This is a genomic window from Arthrobacter sp. Y3221048 (genome assembly GCF_059092685.1).
On the sequence record NZ_JBNHHX010000002.1, the window covers coordinates 71,831 to 87,138 of the forward strand.

At 66.6% G+C, this 15,308-nt stretch carries 13 protein-coding genes; 6 read left to right on the forward strand and 7 right to left on the reverse strand.

What is annotated here, in order from left to right; translation table 11 throughout:
* Nucleotides 1-19: 19 nt before the first annotated feature.
* A complete protein-coding gene (gene kdgD / locus AC5RVS_RS04965; RefSeq protein ID WP_494107370.1) occupies nt 20-964 on the reverse strand; it encodes a 5-dehydro-4-deoxyglucarate dehydratase in 945 nt (314 codons plus the stop codon).
* A gap of 183 nt (nt 965-1,147) precedes the next feature.
* Entirely contained in the window at nt 1,148-2,032 is an 885-nt protein-coding gene (locus tag AC5RVS_RS04970; protein ID WP_493989767.1) for a LysR family transcriptional regulator, read from the reverse strand.
* A 158-nt stretch (nt 2,033-2,190) separates the two neighbouring features.
* Here AC5RVS_RS04970 and AC5RVS_RS04975 point away from each other — a divergent pair, with 158 nt between their 5' ends.
* The 4 genes from AC5RVS_RS04975 to AC5RVS_RS04990 all read left to right on the forward strand — a co-directional run bounded on the left by AC5RVS_RS04975 (nt 2,191) and on the right by AC5RVS_RS04990 (nt 5,816).
* Nucleotides 2,191-3,192 (forward strand): tripartite tricarboxylate transporter substrate binding protein, encoded by a 1,002-nt coding sequence (locus AC5RVS_RS04975; RefSeq protein WP_494107371.1) that lies wholly within the window; start codon nt 2,191-2,193, stop codon nt 3,190-3,192.
* A 51-nt stretch (nt 3,193-3,243) separates the two neighbouring features.
* Nucleotides 3,244-3,795, forward strand: a complete 552-nt coding sequence (locus AC5RVS_RS04980; protein ID WP_493989765.1) for a tripartite tricarboxylate transporter TctB family protein — start codon at nt 3,244-3,246, stop codon at nt 3,793-3,795.
* A 102-nt stretch (nt 3,796-3,897) separates the two neighbouring features.
* A complete protein-coding gene (locus AC5RVS_RS04985; RefSeq protein WP_494107372.1) occupies nt 3,898-5,424 on the forward strand; it encodes a tripartite tricarboxylate transporter permease in 1,527 nt (508 codons plus the stop codon).
* Nucleotides 5,421-5,816 carry a universal stress protein gene (locus AC5RVS_RS04990; protein ID WP_493989763.1) on the forward strand — a complete coding sequence of 132 codons (396 nt, stop codon included), beginning with the start codon at nt 5,421-5,423 and terminating at the stop codon, nt 5,814-5,816. The genes AC5RVS_RS04985 and AC5RVS_RS04990 overlap by 4 nt, the downstream gene beginning before the upstream one ends.
* Before the next feature lie 162 nt (nt 5,817-5,978).
* Here AC5RVS_RS04990 and AC5RVS_RS04995 read toward each other — a convergent pair whose 3' ends face one another.
* From AC5RVS_RS04995 to AC5RVS_RS05015, 5 genes are all read right to left on the reverse strand, one after another.
* Nucleotides 5,979-6,674 (reverse strand): FadR/GntR family transcriptional regulator, encoded by a 696-nt coding sequence (locus AC5RVS_RS04995; RefSeq protein ID WP_494107373.1) that lies wholly within the window; start codon nt 6,672-6,674, stop codon nt 5,979-5,981.
* Between the two features lie 85 nt (nt 6,675-6,759).
* Nucleotides 6,760-7,893, reverse strand: coding sequence for an L-talarate/galactarate dehydratase (locus tag AC5RVS_RS05000; protein ID WP_494107374.1), 1,134 nt, complete (start codon nt 7,891-7,893; stop codon nt 6,760-6,762).
* Between the two features lie 80 nt (nt 7,894-7,973).
* Nucleotides 7,974-8,960 carry a 2-hydroxyacid dehydrogenase gene (locus tag AC5RVS_RS05005; RefSeq protein WP_494107375.1) on the reverse strand — a complete coding sequence of 329 codons (987 nt, stop codon included), beginning with the start codon at nt 8,958-8,960 and terminating at the stop codon, nt 7,974-7,976.
* A gap of 119 nt (nt 8,961-9,079) precedes the next feature.
* On the reverse strand, nt 9,080-9,343 hold the full coding sequence (locus AC5RVS_RS05010) for a PLD nuclease N-terminal domain-containing protein (protein ID WP_493989759.1): 264 nt from the start codon (nt 9,341-9,343) through the stop codon (nt 9,080-9,082).
* Between the two features lie 153 nt (nt 9,344-9,496).
* Entirely contained in the window at nt 9,497-10,075 is a 579-nt protein-coding gene (locus tag AC5RVS_RS05015) for a DUF1697 domain-containing protein (RefSeq protein WP_494107376.1), read from the reverse strand.
* Nucleotides 10,076-10,631: 556 nt separating this feature from the next.
* Between AC5RVS_RS05015 and AC5RVS_RS05020 the strand changes: the two genes are divergently transcribed.
* Together AC5RVS_RS05020 and AC5RVS_RS05025 are read left to right on the forward strand one after the other, a co-directional pair.
* A complete protein-coding gene (locus AC5RVS_RS05020; RefSeq protein ID WP_494107377.1) occupies nt 10,632-12,536 on the forward strand; it encodes an Hsp70 family protein in 1,905 nt (634 codons plus the stop codon).
* Nucleotides 12,533-15,121: a LuxR C-terminal-related transcriptional regulator gene (locus AC5RVS_RS05025; protein ID WP_494107378.1), complete on the forward strand. Its 2,589-nt coding sequence runs from the start codon at nt 12,533-12,535 to the stop codon at nt 15,119-15,121. Before AC5RVS_RS05020 ends, AC5RVS_RS05025 begins: the two co-directional genes overlap by 4 nt.
* Nucleotides 15,122-15,308 lie beyond the last annotated feature (187 nt).

The window sequence follows — 15,308 nt, forward strand, 5'->3', positions numbered from 1 at the left end:
CCGCTTCCGGGCGTGGAACCTAGGCGTTCTGCGGGACGTCTGCCGGTCGGATGCCGGCGGCGTCAATCAGGGCCGACAGGTCGGCGATGTCCTTCTCGGTCAGGTCCTGCAGCGGCGGGCGGACGAAGCCTGCGTCGCGGCCGACGGCCTTCAGGCCGCCCTTGACGATGGAAACACCGTATCCCTTAACCCGGTCGCGGATGTCGAGGTAGGGGAGGACGAAGCGGTTGAGCTTCTCGGTCACGGCATCGCGGTCCTGGTTGCGGACGTCGCGGTAGAAGTCCAGGGCGAACTCCGGCACGAAGTTGTACATGGCGGAGGAGTAGGTGCTCATGCCCAGCTGCAGCAGCGGCAGGGCGAAGGTTTCCGCGGTCGGCAGGCCGCCGAGGTAGAACAGGCGGTCGCCGTTCTTGGCGTAGACCTTGGTGAGGTGCTCGATGTCGCCCAGGGCGTCCTTGAAGCCGATGAAGTTCGCGTGCCGGTCGGCCAGTGCCGCCACGGTGTCCGCGGCGTAAATGGCGTTCGCCCGGTTATAGACGATGACGCCGATGTTGGTGGCGGCGCACACGGCCGAAACGTGCGCCAGCAGGCCGGCCTGGTCGCATTCGGTCAGGTACGGCGGCAGCAGCAGCAGGCCCTCGGCTCCCGCGGCCTCCGCGTCCTTGGCGTTCTGGATGGCCTGGGCGGTGGAGCCGCCGGCCGAAGCAAGCACCGGAACCCGGCTGCCCGCTTCCTCGACGGCCATCCGCACCACGCGGGCGGACTCGGCCGGGGTAAGGCTGAAGCCTTCACCGGTGCCGCCGGCGGCGAACAGGCCGGCGACCTCGAAGCTGGACTGCCAGTCCAGGTGGTTGCGGTAGGCGGCTTCGTCGATGTTCAATTCCGCATCGAACGCCGTCACCGGGAAGGACAGCAGCCCGTCCTTGAGCTTGTCTGCGAGTTCATGGGGCGTGTACTGGGCCACGTGCATCTTCCTTTGCGATGGTGCCGCGGGCGGCGGGGGTTGAATGCGTTGGTTCCACCCTAGAAAGGCCAGATGATGCCTGTCCAAGCCCACTTTTGTATGGATTGATGCCCGAAGAGTATTGCGCTGGGGACGGGCAGATAGGTGCCGGCCTCTGACGGGCACGTAATTGTCGGCCTGCAGTTACGCGGCTTTGGTCCAGATGCTGTCGAGCATCCTGCGCAGCGCGGGGTTTTGCGTGTTCCGGTTCCAGATGGCGTGCAGTTCCACCGAGTCCGGGGCCAGCCCCGGCAGGTGCACGTAGCTGACGCCGTCAACACCCAGCAGTTGCGCCGACTCCGGGACGAAGGCGACGCCGCGGCCGGCCGCCACCAGTGCCACCATGGTCAGGATCTGGCTCACGGTGTGCACTACGTTGCGGTGCTCGATCGGGATCTGGCGTACCACCAGATCGTAGAAATAGCGCGCCTTGGTCGGCGAATGCATGATCAGCGGCACGTCTTTCAGGTCGGCCACGGCCAGCGGCCGCGCCAACCGGTCCAGCGGATGCCCGCTGGGAACAGCCAGCATCAGGTTCTCGGAGAGAAGCAGGTGCGATTCGAACAGGTCGGTGTCGAAGGGCGGACGGGCCAGGCCCAGGTCGAGATCGCCGTCCATGATGGCTTGGACCTGCTCTCCGGTCACGAGTTCCTCGAGTTCGACGTCGACATCGGGCAATTCCTGGCCTATCTCGGCGAGCAAAGGACCCAGCAGGCTGAAGGCCGTGGCGGCGGTGAATCCGATCCGGATTTCGCCCGCCCGGCCCGCGGCGATGCGGCGCGCCGTCCGGGGCGCCCGGTCCGCCGAGACCACCAGCTTGCGCGCCTCGGCGAGGAAGGCATTTCCTGCGGCCGTCAGCGACACCTTGCGGTTGTCACGCTCCAAGAGTTCGACGCCGATGCTGCGCTCCAGTTTCTGGATCTGCCGGCTTAGCGGCGGCTGGGTCATGCTCAACCGCTCCGCGGCGCGGCCGAAGTGAAGTTCCTCGGCCACAGCGATGAAACTGCGGGCCTGATCCAAAGTGAACATGATGCCTTCCAAGTATCATTCAATGCAGTAATGGGCTTGGACATGCATCATAGTCTGTTTCTAAGCTCAAGGACCGAGCCGTAGGTGACCTGCTTCATATGAACCCGGTCACGGCCCACCCGTTCGAACACCGCTGTTCATCGAGCAAGGAGCCCGAAGTGAAAGCATTCCCCGTCCGCCGGACCATCATCGGTATGACCGCCGCCTCCGCCGCCCTGGCGCTGACCGCCTGCGGCGGCAACGTCGGCAGCACCGCGTCCGAAGGGGAGGCCTTCCCCGCCGGCCCCATCACCCTGACTGTCGGGCAGGCCGCCGGCGGCTCTACCGACCTGATCGCACGCACCACTGCCGAAGGCATGGCGGACGAGCTCGGCGTAGCTGTTCCCGTGGTGAACAAGCCGGGCGCCAACGGTGCCCTGGCTACCCAGGAAGTCGCGGCCATGGAGCCCGATGGCCAGAACCTCATCCTGCTGAACGCCTCGCTGATCACCATTACTCCGCTCGCCGTCTCCGAGGGCGAAGCCGTCACGCTGGACGACTTGGACGTCATCAAGGGCCTGTCCCAGGACGATTACGTCCTGGTGGCCAGCGCCGACTCCGGCATCGAAACGCTGGACGACGTCAAGGACAGTTCCAAAAAGCTGACCTTCGGCACCACCGGCGTGGGCACCGGCTCGCAGCTGGCCCAGGCCATCTTGTTCGCCCAGGCCGACATCAAGGGCACCGAGGTTCCCTTCGACTCGGGTTCGCCGGCGCTGACCGCGGTCATGGGCAACCAGGTGCAGCTCGCCACCATCCAGCTGGGTGAGGCTAAGCCGCAGATCGACGCGGGCACCGTCAAGCCGATCGTCGTCTTCTCCGACGAGCGCAACACCTACCTGCCGGACGTTCCCACCGCCATCGAAGAAGGGTACGAGGTTCCGGTCTCCCAGTACCGTGCCCTGGCCGCTCCGAAGGGCCTGCCGGAGGACGTGAAGGCCAAGCTCGTGGCGTCCGTCGAGGCAGCCCAGTCGGCCGACAGCTACAAGGCTTTCAACGAGAAGAACATGCTGACCCCCAAGGAGATCTCCGGTGAGGAAGTCGTCCAGCAGTGGAACGACTTGGCCGCCAAGTACAAGGAACTCACCGAGAAGTACGACATCTCCCTGGCCGGCGAGTAGCAACACCCCCGCACGGCCCCGTTCGGCCGTCACAGCGAATCGAGTAAATCCATGACGCCCCACCGCGACACGCCCGCCGAGGGCCCCGAGGCAGTCGACATCGTCGAAGACGACCTGACGCCGGAGCAATTGGCCGCCCAATGGGAGGCCGAGGCTCCGCCACCGGCCGGACCCGTAGCGAACCTCGCATCATCCATCGTGGTGCTCGTGCTGGGCGTGACCGGACTCGTCCTCTCGATCGGGCTGGGGCTGGGTACACCCTCTCAGCCCCGGCCCGGAATGTGGCCGTTCCTGGTCAGCTTGATCATCGCTGTCCTCGCGCTCGCCCAGCTTGTTGTTGGGCGGCGCGGGGGCAAGGATGGCGAGAAGTTCTCCAAACTTTCCTTGTTGGCCGCCAGCGGTTTCGCGACGCTGCTGGTCATGGTGTGGCTGATGCCGATGATCGGCTTTGAGGTTCCCGCGCTGCTCCTGTGCCTGGTCTGGATGAAGTTCCTCGGCGGTGAATCCTGGCGCGGCGCCATTCTCTACTCGTTGCTGATTGTTGCCGCCTTCTATGGCATCTTCATCCTGGCCTTGGGAACCTCGATTCCCCACCTGCTCTAGCAGCCACCTGTTCCAGCAGGTCGTGCGCTCCCATAGTGTCGGCTTCGCCGCCGCGTGGGAGCCTCGCGCCCCACCCTTGCCCACTGATCCAAAGGTTCCCGCATGGATTTCCTGCAACCGGTCATCAACGGCTTCGGCGTTGTCCTTGACCCTTCCAACTTGCTCTACTGCCTGCTGGGCGTCGTCATCGGCATGCTCATCGGTGTCCTGCCTGGCCTCGGCCCGGCAGCCACCATCGCCATCCTGCTGCCGCTGACCTATGGGATCGAGCCCGTCACAGCGATCATCATGCTGGCCGGCATCTTCTACGGTGCACAGTACGGCGGCACCATCACCTCGGTGCTGCTTCGGCTGCCGGGCGAGGCCAGTTCCGTGGTCACCGTCTTCGACGGCTACCAGCTCGCCAGGCAGGGCAAGGCCGGGACCGCCTTGGGCATTGCGGCCATCGGTTCATTCATTGGCGGCACCGTCGCCATCGTCGGGCTGACCTTCCTGGCGCCGCTCGTGGCCGGGTTCGCCCTCGACTTTGGCCCGCCGGAGTACACGGCGCTGGCCCTGGTCGGAATCCTGCTGGTGGCCACCATCAGCAACGGTGCCAAGATCAAGGCCCTGATCGCAGCCGCGTTCGGCCTGCTGCTCGCGACCGTGGGCCGCGACATCTTCACCGGTGCTGAACGCTTTACCTTTGGCAACCTGAGCCTGGCTGACGGCATTGACTTTGTCCCGGTGGCCATGGGGCTGTTCGGTGTCGGCGAGATCCTCTACAACCTGGAAGAACGCCACCGCGCGGCCCAAGCGCCGGCAGCCGTGGCCAATGTGTGGCCGTCCAAGAAGGACCTTAAGCAGTCGTCCGGTGCCATCGGACGCGGCTCCGTGCTCGGCTTCTTCCTCGGCATTTTGCCCGGAGGCGGCGCCACCATTTCCTCGCTGGCCGCCTACGCCGTCGAGAAGAAGCGTGCGAAGAACCCGGAGCGCTTCGGCAGGGGCGCCATTGAAGGCGTCGCCGGTCCGGAGACAGCCAACAACGCGGCTGCCACCAGTTCCTTCATCCCGCTGCTGACCCTGGGCATTCCCGCCAACGCCACCATGGCCATCATCTTCGGCGCCTTGCTCATCCAGGGCGTGACCCCGGGGCCTCAGCTGATGACCGAAAACCCCGAGCTGTTCTGGGGCGTGGTCAACTCCATGTACATCGGCAACATCCTGCTGTTGATCATGTCGATCCCGCTGGTGGGCCTGTTCGTCCGCATCCTGCGGGTGCGCGCCGCCATCCTGGCTCCCATCACCGCGCTGATTACCTTGTTGGGCGCGTACACCATCCGCAACTCGATGTTCGATGTGCTGCTGGTGGTTCTCTTCGGCGCGGTCGGCTACTTGATGAAGAAGTTCGGGTTCGAGCCGGGACCGCTGGTGCTGGCCTTCGTGCTGGGTTCACTGCTTGAATCAAGTCTGCGCCGCTCGCTGCTGGTGCTCCAAGGAGACGTCGCGGGATTCATGACCCGACCGATCTCCGCCACGTTGCTGGTGATCTTCGTGGTCGTCGCTGTCTGGCCGATGGTCAAGTCGGGGATGGATCGCCGGAAAAACTCCCGTACCGAAGCCCTTACCGAAACCAAGGAGAACGCATGAGCATCCTCGTCGGCTATGTACCCACCCCCGTGGGAGAAGCGGCCGTGTCCGCCGCCATCGCGGAGGCCAAGCTCCGCGGTGAAGACCTGCTGATCGTCAACTCCACCCGCGAAGGGGCGCTGGTGGACAAGACCGTGGCGTCCGAGGGTGACCTCCTGCGCCTGAAGTCGGCGGCCGATGCGGCAGGCGTGACCGCGGAGGTGCTGCGGCCGACGCACCGCGACGACCTGGCCGACGAGATTCTTGAACTCGCCAGCGAACGCGAGGTCTCGATGATTGTCATCGGCCTTCGCCAGCGCACCCAGGTGGGCAAGTTCATCATGGGCTCCCACGCCCAGCGCATCCTGCTGCAGGCCGACCGGCCGGTGCTGGCCGTCAAGGCAACGGAGTAGAGCCCCCGACCACATCGGATCCACCGCACCTGAACGGAAGCGGCAGCAGACCCGGTCTGCTGCCGCTTCCATGTTCAACGGGACCATCGGTGGATGCTGCCATGGCGGCCTTTCAGCGACGAATGAGGGTGATGCCCGGGTTTCGGCGGGCGGTGCCCCGGATCAGTGGCCGGATTCGCGATCCAGCCGGTGCCGCGAATTGACCAGGTGGGTGCGCATGGCAGCGGCCGCGGCCATGGCATCGCCGGTTTCCACTGCGGCCAGCACCGCCGCATGTTCGGCGGCCACGGCCGAGAGGCGGGAGGTTTCGGCTTCGGACCCGCTGGCCTCCAACCGGTAGCGCGGCATGGCGATCATGGCCGGGCCGAGTGCCGCAATCGCATCCAGCAGGAAGGGGTTGCCGCTGGCTTCGGCGATGGTGCGGTGGAACTCGAAGTCGTGGGCCAGTGCCGCGGCAGGGTTGGCGTCGGAGCGGGAGAAGTCATCGAGTGCAGTACGCAGGGCGATTAGCTGCCGGCCTGTTCGGCGCGCGGCGGCCAGGCCTGCGGCTTCGCTTTCGACGCCGGTGCGGAATTCCACCAGCGCCCTCCGGTCCTCGAGCGTCCGCACGGGCCGGAGGCCCCGGGGTCCCCTCGCTTCCGCCGGCGGCGTCAGGGCAAAGCTCCCGCTGCCGCGCCGGGTATGCACAAGTCCCTCGGCCTGCAGCCGGGTGATGGCCTCGCGCACCACTGTGCGGCTCACGCCGTGCTCTGCGATCAGCGTGTTCTCGCTGGGCAGCTTGTCGCCGGGAGCGATATCGCCGTCGACAATGCGCCGACGCAGGTCGTCAACCAGGGTGGCCGTCAGGTTCGGTTTCATCGCTCCCGTTTTCTCTGGGGCAGGTGGAAGGGGGAACGACGGCAGTGTGGCACCGCCGTCGTCATGGGACCAAGGCGCGGCGCGGCTAGGCGAGGCCGAACTCGACGCTGTCCGTCGTCCAGGCGCGGGCCTGGTCACTGAAGGTGAAGCCAAGGCCCGGGCGGTCAGGCACAATCATGCGGCCGTCGCGGGTCTCGAGGCGCTCGTTGAACAGCGGATCCAGCCAGTCGAAATGCTCTACCCACGGCTCACGCGGGTAGGCCGCGGCCAGGTGCAGGTGGATCTCCATCGCGAAGTGCGGTGCCAGATCCAGTCCGGCCTGGTCCGCCAGCGTGGCGAGGCGCAGGAACTGGGTGATGCCGCCGACCCGGGGAGCGTCGGGCTGGATGATGTCGCACGCGCGGGCGGCGATCAGGCGTTCGTGCTCGGCCACCGAGGCCAGCATTTCGCCCGTGGCAATCGGGGTGTCCAGCGCGGCGGCCAGGGCGGCGTGGCCTTCGGCGTCGTAGGCATCCAGCGGTTCCTCGATCCAGACCAGGTCGAACTGCTCCAGGCGGCGGCCCATCCGGAGTGCGGTGGCGCGGTCCCATTGCTGGTTCGCGTCCACCATGAGCGGCACGCCGTCGCCAATGTGCTCGCGGACGGCGGCGACACGGCGCAGGTCCTCGGCCGAGTCCGGCAGGCCGACCTTGATCTTGATGCCGCCAATCCCTTCGGCAAGGGATCGGCTGGCACGGTCCTTGACCTCGTCGATGGAGGCGTTGAGGAAGCCGCCGGAGGTGTTGTAGGTGCGGACGGAATCGCGGTGGGCGCCCAGGAACTTGGCCAGCGGGAGCACGGCCCGCTTGGCCTTGAGGTCGTAGAGCGCTATGTCCAGTGCGGCCAGGGCCTGGGTGGCGACGCCGGAGCGGCCCACCGACGCGCCCGCCCACAGCAGCTTGTTGTACAGCTTGGCGATGTCGTTGGGGTCCTCGCCGAGCATCGTCTGGGCGACTTCCTTGGCATGGGCGTATTGCGCCGGGCCGCCGGCCCGCTTCGAATAGCTGAAGCCCAAGCCCTCGTGTCCCTGTGCGGTGGCAATTTCGGCAAACAGGAAGACCACTTCCGTCATCGGCTTCTGGCGGCCGGTGAAAACCTTCGCGTCGGAAATGGGGGTGGCCAGCGGCAGCGTGGCTGTGGAGAGTTTGACGTGCCGGATGGTATCGGGGGTGTAGGGCATGGCGGTCCTAACGCGGGAGGTGCTGGTGCACTGATCGTACAAGTCGACTACTTGTTATACAAGTAGAGTGCCCTGCAGGCTTAGCAGACCGGGGTCACCAGCGAGGCGTCGCGCAGGAAGCCGCGAAGGTTCTCCAACGTCAAAGCGGCCATGCCGGCCCGCGTCTCGCGGGTTCCGCTGCCCACATGGGGCAACAGCACGACGTTCTCCAGTTCCATCAGTCCGGCAGGAACATGCGGTTCGGAGGCAAACACGTCCAGCCCTGCGCCCGCCAGGCGGCCCTCGGCCAAGGCGGAGACCAATGCGTGTTCGTCCACAATGGTTCCGCGGGCGATGTTGACCAGATAGCCGCCAGGGCCGAGCTTGGCCAGCACCCCCGCATCGACCAGGTTGACCGTCTCCGGGCCTCCGGCGGCGGCGATGACCAGCACCTCGACGGCTTCGGCCAGTTCCGCGGGGGAGGAGTGGAACGTGTAGCCCGAGCCGTTGAGGGGGCGGCGGCTGTGGTAGTGGATCTCGCAGTCGAAGGCTTCCAACCGCTTGGCGATCGCCTGGCCGATACGGCCGAGGCCGAGGATGCCGACCCGTTTGCCCGAGGCGCGCGTGGTCAGGGGGTAGGACGGGGCTGATTCCCAGGCGCCGCGGCGGACGAACCGGTCGGCCGCGCTGGTTTGACGCAGTACATCCAGGTAGAGGGCCAGTGCGGTGTCGGCCACGCAATCGGTGAGCACATCCGGGGTGTTGCTGATCTGGATACCGCGTTCGTTTGCCTGGGCGACGTCCGTGGCGTCGTAGCCGACGCCAAAGTTCACGATGGCTTCGAGGCTCGGCAGTCGGCGCATCAGGTGGGAGTCCACCCCGTGGCGGCCGGAACACACCGCCACGCGGATACCGTGGGCGTACCGCTGCAGGAATTCCCCGCGTTCCGGGCCGTCCGGAAGCAACAGGGCGCCGAACTCGTCGGCCAAGGCGGCTGCGACAGCGGGGTTCACCGGTCCAACCTGAAGGATCTGCTTGCCGTTGATGGCTGCGGCGGTCTCGCCGGGCGCGGCTGTGCGGGTGGTCATGCCAGAAGGGTAAGGACATTGACCAAAGCGCGTCCAACACGGATATTGCATGGACCGATACCCGGCGGGACATGGGCCATCACTTTCCCAGGACGGCTTGCGCCTTTTCGGGCGCAGGCTCATCGAAGAGAGGGTCCCGCCGCCTGCGTCGCCTGACCGGGATCGCGCTGGGGCACACCGGCGGCGGCCCGGCGCGACGCGGTCCGGAACCACGCCAGGGGGCCAAGGATGGGCAACGCGAGCACCACCAGCGACCAGCCTGCTTTCGCCTGGCGCTGCCGTTTGCTCCGCCCGATGCTGACCAGCGCTCCGACCGCCAGGAAAAGGGCAAACGGTCCGGCACAGACGAGAGCTGATATCCACGTGACCGAGTCGAACAGCATAGGATCCCCCCTCCTTGGCCGTGCCCGGCCGCCGGCAGCCACAAAAGCCGCAACAATGACGAGTCTAGAATCGCAGCGGTGCTGCGGCTATCCCCCGGGAGGATGAGTTGGGCGCGGTTCCGATCCTCCCTTGGTAGCAGGGACCCCGGGACCTCAGTCCTCCGTATGGAACTTGGCCAGTACCTTATGCAGCGTGTTGAGGTTCCTGGTGGTGGTCACCGGCTTGTACATGGTTTTGGCCATTTGCTTGGCCAGCTTCGACTCCAGCGTGCTGCCTTTGGGCACTTCCCAGTACAAGACGTCGCCAATTGGGGCCGCGCGTTCTTCGGGCGAAAGTCCCGGGCAATCCCCGAGCAGTCGTTCCACAACAGCCGCACCCGTGGTGAGCACCGCGTAAGCGTGCCGGGGGACACCGTCGTCGGCCGGGATGTACGGGTAGCCGTCGACGATGGCCGACAGCTCCTTCGGCGTCTTGACGATGACCCACGCGTCATAGCCGAAAGCCGTCCTTAAGCTCGCTTCGACTCTTTCCTTGACCGCACCCGGGTCATCGGTCTCCGCGCACAGCACGACGTTGCCCGAGGCGAGGACCGTTTCCACCTGGCTAAAGCCGGCTTCGGTGAGGACCCGCTGCAAGTCCTTCATGGCAATCCGGATGCCCCCGACGTTGATGCCGCGCAAAAAGACTGCGTAAGACCGCAAGGAATCGGGTTCGCTGCATTTATTTTTCATTGAGCTCCCGGGTCAGATTGGCGAAAAATCATTGTATGCACCGCCCGTAATCGCTTGGTGGTCCCACCCATCCAGGCGCTAGGCAAAAGAAGATGCGCGGCTTTGCATATGTATTACGCGAGGGCAGGAAAATCAAGGGCGAAGGCGCTTCCTGAAGTAAACCATTAACCAAGTTTTGGTGGCGTGCGTGCCTCGAATCCGGGGAAGCGTTCCCTTGTCTAACCCCTTATCCCCTCCTAGGCTGAATGTAACGGAACGGCTTCTGAAGGACGCCGGATCCATGTATGGGGAACTGGGGCCGGCGGCGGCTGAGGGCGTCTTTTCGCAGCGGCTTCATGGGGACACGGGCGGATGGAAACCGCCCGCCTAGCGGGGAAGCAGAGCATGACTCTGGAGACAGTATAAAGAAGCGGTGGGGGACGTTCCTTGCTGGGCGTACCTGAGGGGATTCATGGCTTATGTACTGAGTGTCGATGTCGGCACAAGTTTTACGGCAGCAGCGATAGCGCGATATCGGAGCGGGGACCGAAAGCCTCAGCAGCCGCAGGCTGTCCACTTGGGTTCGCGTGCGGCGGCCGTGCCGTCGGTGATCTATCTAGGCGACGACGGCGCAGTCCTGGTCGGCGAGGCAGCCGAACGCCGGGGCACGACTTCCCCTGACCGGGTAGTTCGTGAATTCAAACGGCGGATCGGCGACGCTGTGCCGATGATGGTCGGAGACCTGTTCGTCACGCCTGAAGATATTTTCGCCACGGTGGTGCGGTGGGTCGTAGACCGCGTCCACGAACGCGAAGGCGAAGCTCCGGAAGGCATGGTGGTGTCGCATCCGGCCAGCTGGGGTGACTACAAGACCGGCCTGATCCGTGATGCCATGGCCGGCGTCGGGCTAGCCGACGTCATTCTGTTGAGCGAGCCGGAAGCAGCCGCGCTCCATTACGCCTCCCAGACCCGCGTCAGCACGGGCAGCCTGGTCGCGGTCTATGACTTTGGCGGCGGTACCTTCGACGCGGCAGTTCTGCACAAGAACGACACGTCCTCGTTCACCCTGCTGGGCAAACCGGAAGGTTTGGAGCGGTTGGGGGGAGCGGATGTCGACGACATTGTCTTCGCCCACGTCGTCGCCAGCTTGGACGGCGGGCTCAGCGCCGTGGACCCCGACTCGACGCAAACACGCGTGGCACTGGACCGTATCCGGCGGGAGTGCGTTGAAGCCAAAGAAGCTCTCTCAGCCGATTCCGAGGCAACGATCCCTGTGTTGCTGCCGGATCTGCAGACAAGCGTCCGCCTGGTGCGGTCCGAGTTTGAGGGCATGATTGACGAGTTGGTGCGCGATACGATCCGCTCCCTGCGCCGGTCCCTCGAAACAGCGGAAGTAGCTGCCGAGGACCTCACCGCGGTCCTCTTGACTGGCGGCTCCTCCCGCATCCCTCTGGTTGCCCAATTGCTATCCGCCGAACTGAACCGTCCCCTCGCCGTGGATGCGGACCCGAAGGCCTCGATCAGCTTGGGCGCCGCATACTTCGCGGCGCGAAACCGGCTCGCCCTGGCACCTGAACATGCTGCGGAGCCGAAGCCGGAAGCCGTCGCCGCTGAAGGTCGTGCATTCCCGCCACCCCACTTCCACGCCCACGCCGCGTCCGCGGTGGACGGCGCCGGCGGCGCGCGCAAACCCGTGCTGGCCATGCGCGCCGCTGCCGTAACGGTGGCGGTCGCGGCCCTCACGGCCTTAACGGCGACCGCCGCGCAAAGCCCGCACGAATTCGGCCTTTTCGGCTCCCGGCCGGGAGTTGCCCAAGGCAGCACAGCGGAACGGAACGGCTACGTACCGGGGGGAGCACCGCAGGGAAGTAAAGGGGCGGGACCGGCCAATTCCGTGATGGCTGCTGAGCCGTCGCAGCCTGGCATGAGTCCTGTGGTTTTCTGGGAGAACCCGGCTGCGACGTCCCCCGGCGGGGTGATTCCCAGCCCGGAAGGCTCACCAGGGTTTGGCGGCGCCTTGGACTTCGCGCAGGGTCAGGCAACGGGAACGGCGACGACGGCGCCGGACGGCACCCGGTCAACGGGCCCAGGCGGCGCGTCTACGCCTGCCGGCGATTCCGGGCAGGGGTCGGGAACGAACCCGGACAACGGCACCAACAACCCTGCTCCGGGAACCACCGGAGCCCCCGTGCCGCCCGCTACGCCAGAGCCAGGCACGACTCCCCAACCTCCCGTCCCGGAGCCGGAACCGAGTGTTCCAACTGCACCGACAACGGCACCGGAACCTGATCCGGTGCAGACGCCTCCGTCTCCCGCGCCCGCGCCGGAACCTGACCCGGAGCCAGCGCCGGAGCCTTCATCGGCACCGTCAGAGACGGCTGTTGTCGATCCTCCGCCGACCGCGCCGGCCTTGATGGATCCGACGCAGCCGCCGGTTCCGTCGGGTGACCCCACCGATGCGCCTGCTCCGGGGCCGGCATGACAGGTGCGATACCGGCCCAGCCGGCGGCGGCACGTCGTCTGGTGAACCGGGATGCCGCGCAACTGCTGACGGAAGCCGCGACGGAACCCACGTCGCGTTTACGGGCTACGGTGTCCGGTCCGGGAGGGTCGGGCAAGAGCCTTCTGCTGGAGAACTTGGCGGCAGCCTATGACGAAGCAGGAGTCCCCGTCAGCTCGGGCAGGCAAGCACTGGGGCAAGACCCTGTGGATGAAGGCACCGCGGTCCTGATCGACGATGCCCACCAATTGGACGACGCCGAACTGGAGCGCGTCCATCGATTGGCCGACGAGCAGAACGTGAATCTTGTGGTCGCGTATCGGACGTGGCCGCAGTTGCCGGCGCTGCAGCGGCTGACGGCGGTGTTGGAGGCGCACCGGCGGCCGGTCTTGTTGGGGCCCTGGACCCGTAACGATATCGCCCGCCATGCAGCGGCTGCCCGCTCGGACCGGCTTCCTGCTCCCGTCATTGAACAGGTTTTCCGGCTAACCGGGGGCCTGCCCTGGCTGGTCCAGCATGTGTTGGAAGCGACCGATGACGCCCGCCAAATACCATCAGATCCGGGTAAGTTCGGTGGGTTGGTCAACCATGTGGGCTACGAACTCGAACGGCTGGAGCCAAACCTTCGGGAGCTGCTGCTGGCACTTGCGGTCGGGTTCGATCCAACCGGGCCGTTGCCTTCCGGACTGCGGGAGCTGCCTGGCGGAATCGGGCCGCTGATGTCGCAGGCAGCGGCCGCAGGGTTGATCCTGCCCGAGGGAAACCTTGCTCCCCTCATGCGCAGCGTCCTGCTTCACGTCACCCCGCACCACCACGTCCGGGCCACCCAGCGGGCCCTGGCGGACTGCTTAACGAACAACAACAGCACACCGGCGCCCCTGGATGTGGCCCGCGGCCTGGTTCGGGACGGGTTCCAAGATCCACGGGTCGCCCGCGTCCTCGAAGATGCAGGCGACGGCGCCCTGGCTTCCGAGCCGCTGGTAGCCGCGACACTCTACGACGAAGCGGCGGCAGCCGGAGCCGACGGGGTGGCAACAGCGGCACGGCGGGCCCAGGCGGCCCTGGCCTCCGGCGACCTCGAAACAGCCGGCCGCATCCTTGACCGGGTGCTGGCTCAACCGGACGCGCCCGACAGGCTCCGCGGAGCGGACGTGGCGGCGTCGCTGTGGGCGCAGCGGGGAATGCTGGCGCGCAGCGCACAGGTCTACCGGTGGCTCGGATTTCCCGCCACTGAGGCGTCCAGGGCGCTGGCCGCCGTCGTCATGATCGGTACGGGCGAGCCCGACGCGGCCCGAAGCCTGCTTGCCGGCAACCGCACCGACAACTCGCCAACACTGACGAACGTAGCCGTCTCGCTGATGGGACAAGGCATTGCCGAGTCCATCGGCGAGCACGCCGAGCAGGCGCTGCCGGCCCTGGTACAAGCTTCCGACATGCTCACGGCCTCGGGCGCCGCGGTTCCGCTCCCGGACAGCCCGGCTGCCCTCGCGGCCTTGGTGGCCCTGCACAGCGGTGAGCTTTCCGTAGCGGAATCCATCCTCGACGATGCACTGCGCGGAGGGCAGGGAGGTCCGGCGGCCCGGTTGAGGCTGCTGCTCCTGCGGGCCTGGGTCTCCATGCTGCAGGACCACCCGGACAGCGCCGGAGCAGCCATTGCAGAGGCGACCGCCAGCGGAATCCCTCCCACACCACGCGACGAATTGTTGCTGGACGCACTACGGGTCGGGCTGGCGCGCCGAACCGATGACACGGCCGGCTTGGTGCGCGCTTGGGACCGGGCGCGGGGCCGGCTGCTGCACGTCGCCGTCGATCTCTACAGCCTTCTGCCGCTGGGCGAACTGGCAGTAGCCGCTGCCCGCCTGCGCGATTCCGCGAGGCTGCAGCCGCACTTGACGGAGGCGTGGGCGCTGTTGGAGAGATTGGGCGAACCGGCGCTCTGGTCTACGGCGCTGCATTGGTATGCGGTCCAGGCAGCCCTTTTGGCGGACAGCCCCAACGAGCTCGCCCCGCACGCCGCGGCGCTAGTGCGCGCCTCGGGGACGTACCGCCTGGCGGGCGTGCTTGCTGCGGCCGGCCGGGCGTGGGTGACGGTGCTGGCCGGTCGGATTGATCCCCGGCTGGTGGAGGAGTCCGCCCGCGCGCTCGCATCCGTCGGCCTCACATGGGACGGGGCGCGGCTCGCCGGGCACGCGGCAGCGCACGCGGACGAGCGCAAGGACATGAGCCGCCTCCTGGCCTGCGCCAGGGACCTTCATCCCGGGACGCGCGGGACCATGGACGCGACGGCCGAGACAGCTGCCGTGGAGCACGAAGGGCAGGCACCAGTCCCCGCCGGGGCAGCACAGGGACAGGAGGGGGCTCTCTTGAGCGAGCGGGAGCGCGAAGTTGCCCGGTTGGTTTTGGAGGGCAAGACTTACCGGGAGATCGGTGCCGCGATTTTTATTTCGCCGCGTACCGCCGAGCACCACATCGCGCGTATCCGCCGCCGCCTAGGGGCTTCGAACCGCTCCGAACTGCTGACCCAGTTGCGGCTTGCGCTCGGCGAAGACACTTCCCAAGGGCAGTAAATCCGCGGACTTCCGGGCTTGGAACCCCTGCCTACCTAGTCCCCGGAAACCGCGATCCCCCTGCAGGGGCCGGGTAGCGGGGGAGGAAGCCCCGATGCGGGCGGCAGCACCCCGACCGTAGCTTTGAATCAAGCCAAGCAGCTCAGCTCGGCGGGCCACCATCCATAATTTGGCCAGATCCAGTAGG

Bases quoted from the DNA above. Each gene is read 5' to 3' on its own strand.
- AC5RVS_RS04970 (WP_493989767.1), bottom strand. From the start codon at position 2,032: ATGTTCACTTTGGATCAGGCCCGCAGTTTCATCGCTGTGGCCGAGGAA.
- AC5RVS_RS04980 (WP_493989765.1), top strand. From the start codon at position 3,244: ATGACGCCCCACCGCGACACGCCCGCCGAGGGCCCCGAGGCAGTCGAC.
- AC5RVS_RS04985 (WP_494107372.1), top strand. From the start codon at position 3,898: ATGGATTTCCTGCAACCGGTCATCAACGGCTTCGGCGTTGTCCTTGAC.
- AC5RVS_RS04990 (WP_493989763.1), top strand. From the start codon at position 5,421: ATGAGCATCCTCGTCGGCTATGTACCCACCCCCGTGGGAGAAGCGGCC.
- AC5RVS_RS04995 (WP_494107373.1), bottom strand. From the start codon at position 6,674: ATGAAACCGAACCTGACGGCCACCCTGGTTGACGACCTGCGTCGGCGC.
- AC5RVS_RS05000 (WP_494107374.1), bottom strand. From the start codon at position 7,893: ATGCCCTACACCCCCGATACCATCCGGCACGTCAAACTCTCCACAGCC.
- AC5RVS_RS05005 (WP_494107375.1), bottom strand. From the start codon at position 8,960: ATGACCACCCGCACAGCCGCGCCCGGCGAGACCGCCGCAGCCATCAAC.
- AC5RVS_RS05010 (WP_493989759.1), bottom strand. From the start codon at position 9,343: ATGCTGTTCGACTCGGTCACGTGGATATCAGCTCTCGTCTGTGCCGGA.
- AC5RVS_RS05015 (WP_494107376.1), bottom strand. From the start codon at position 10,075: ATGAAAAATAAATGCAGCGAACCCGATTCCTTGCGGTCTTACGCAGTC.
- AC5RVS_RS05025 (WP_494107378.1), top strand. From the start codon at position 12,533: ATGACAGGTGCGATACCGGCCCAGCCGGCGGCGGCACGTCGTCTGGTG.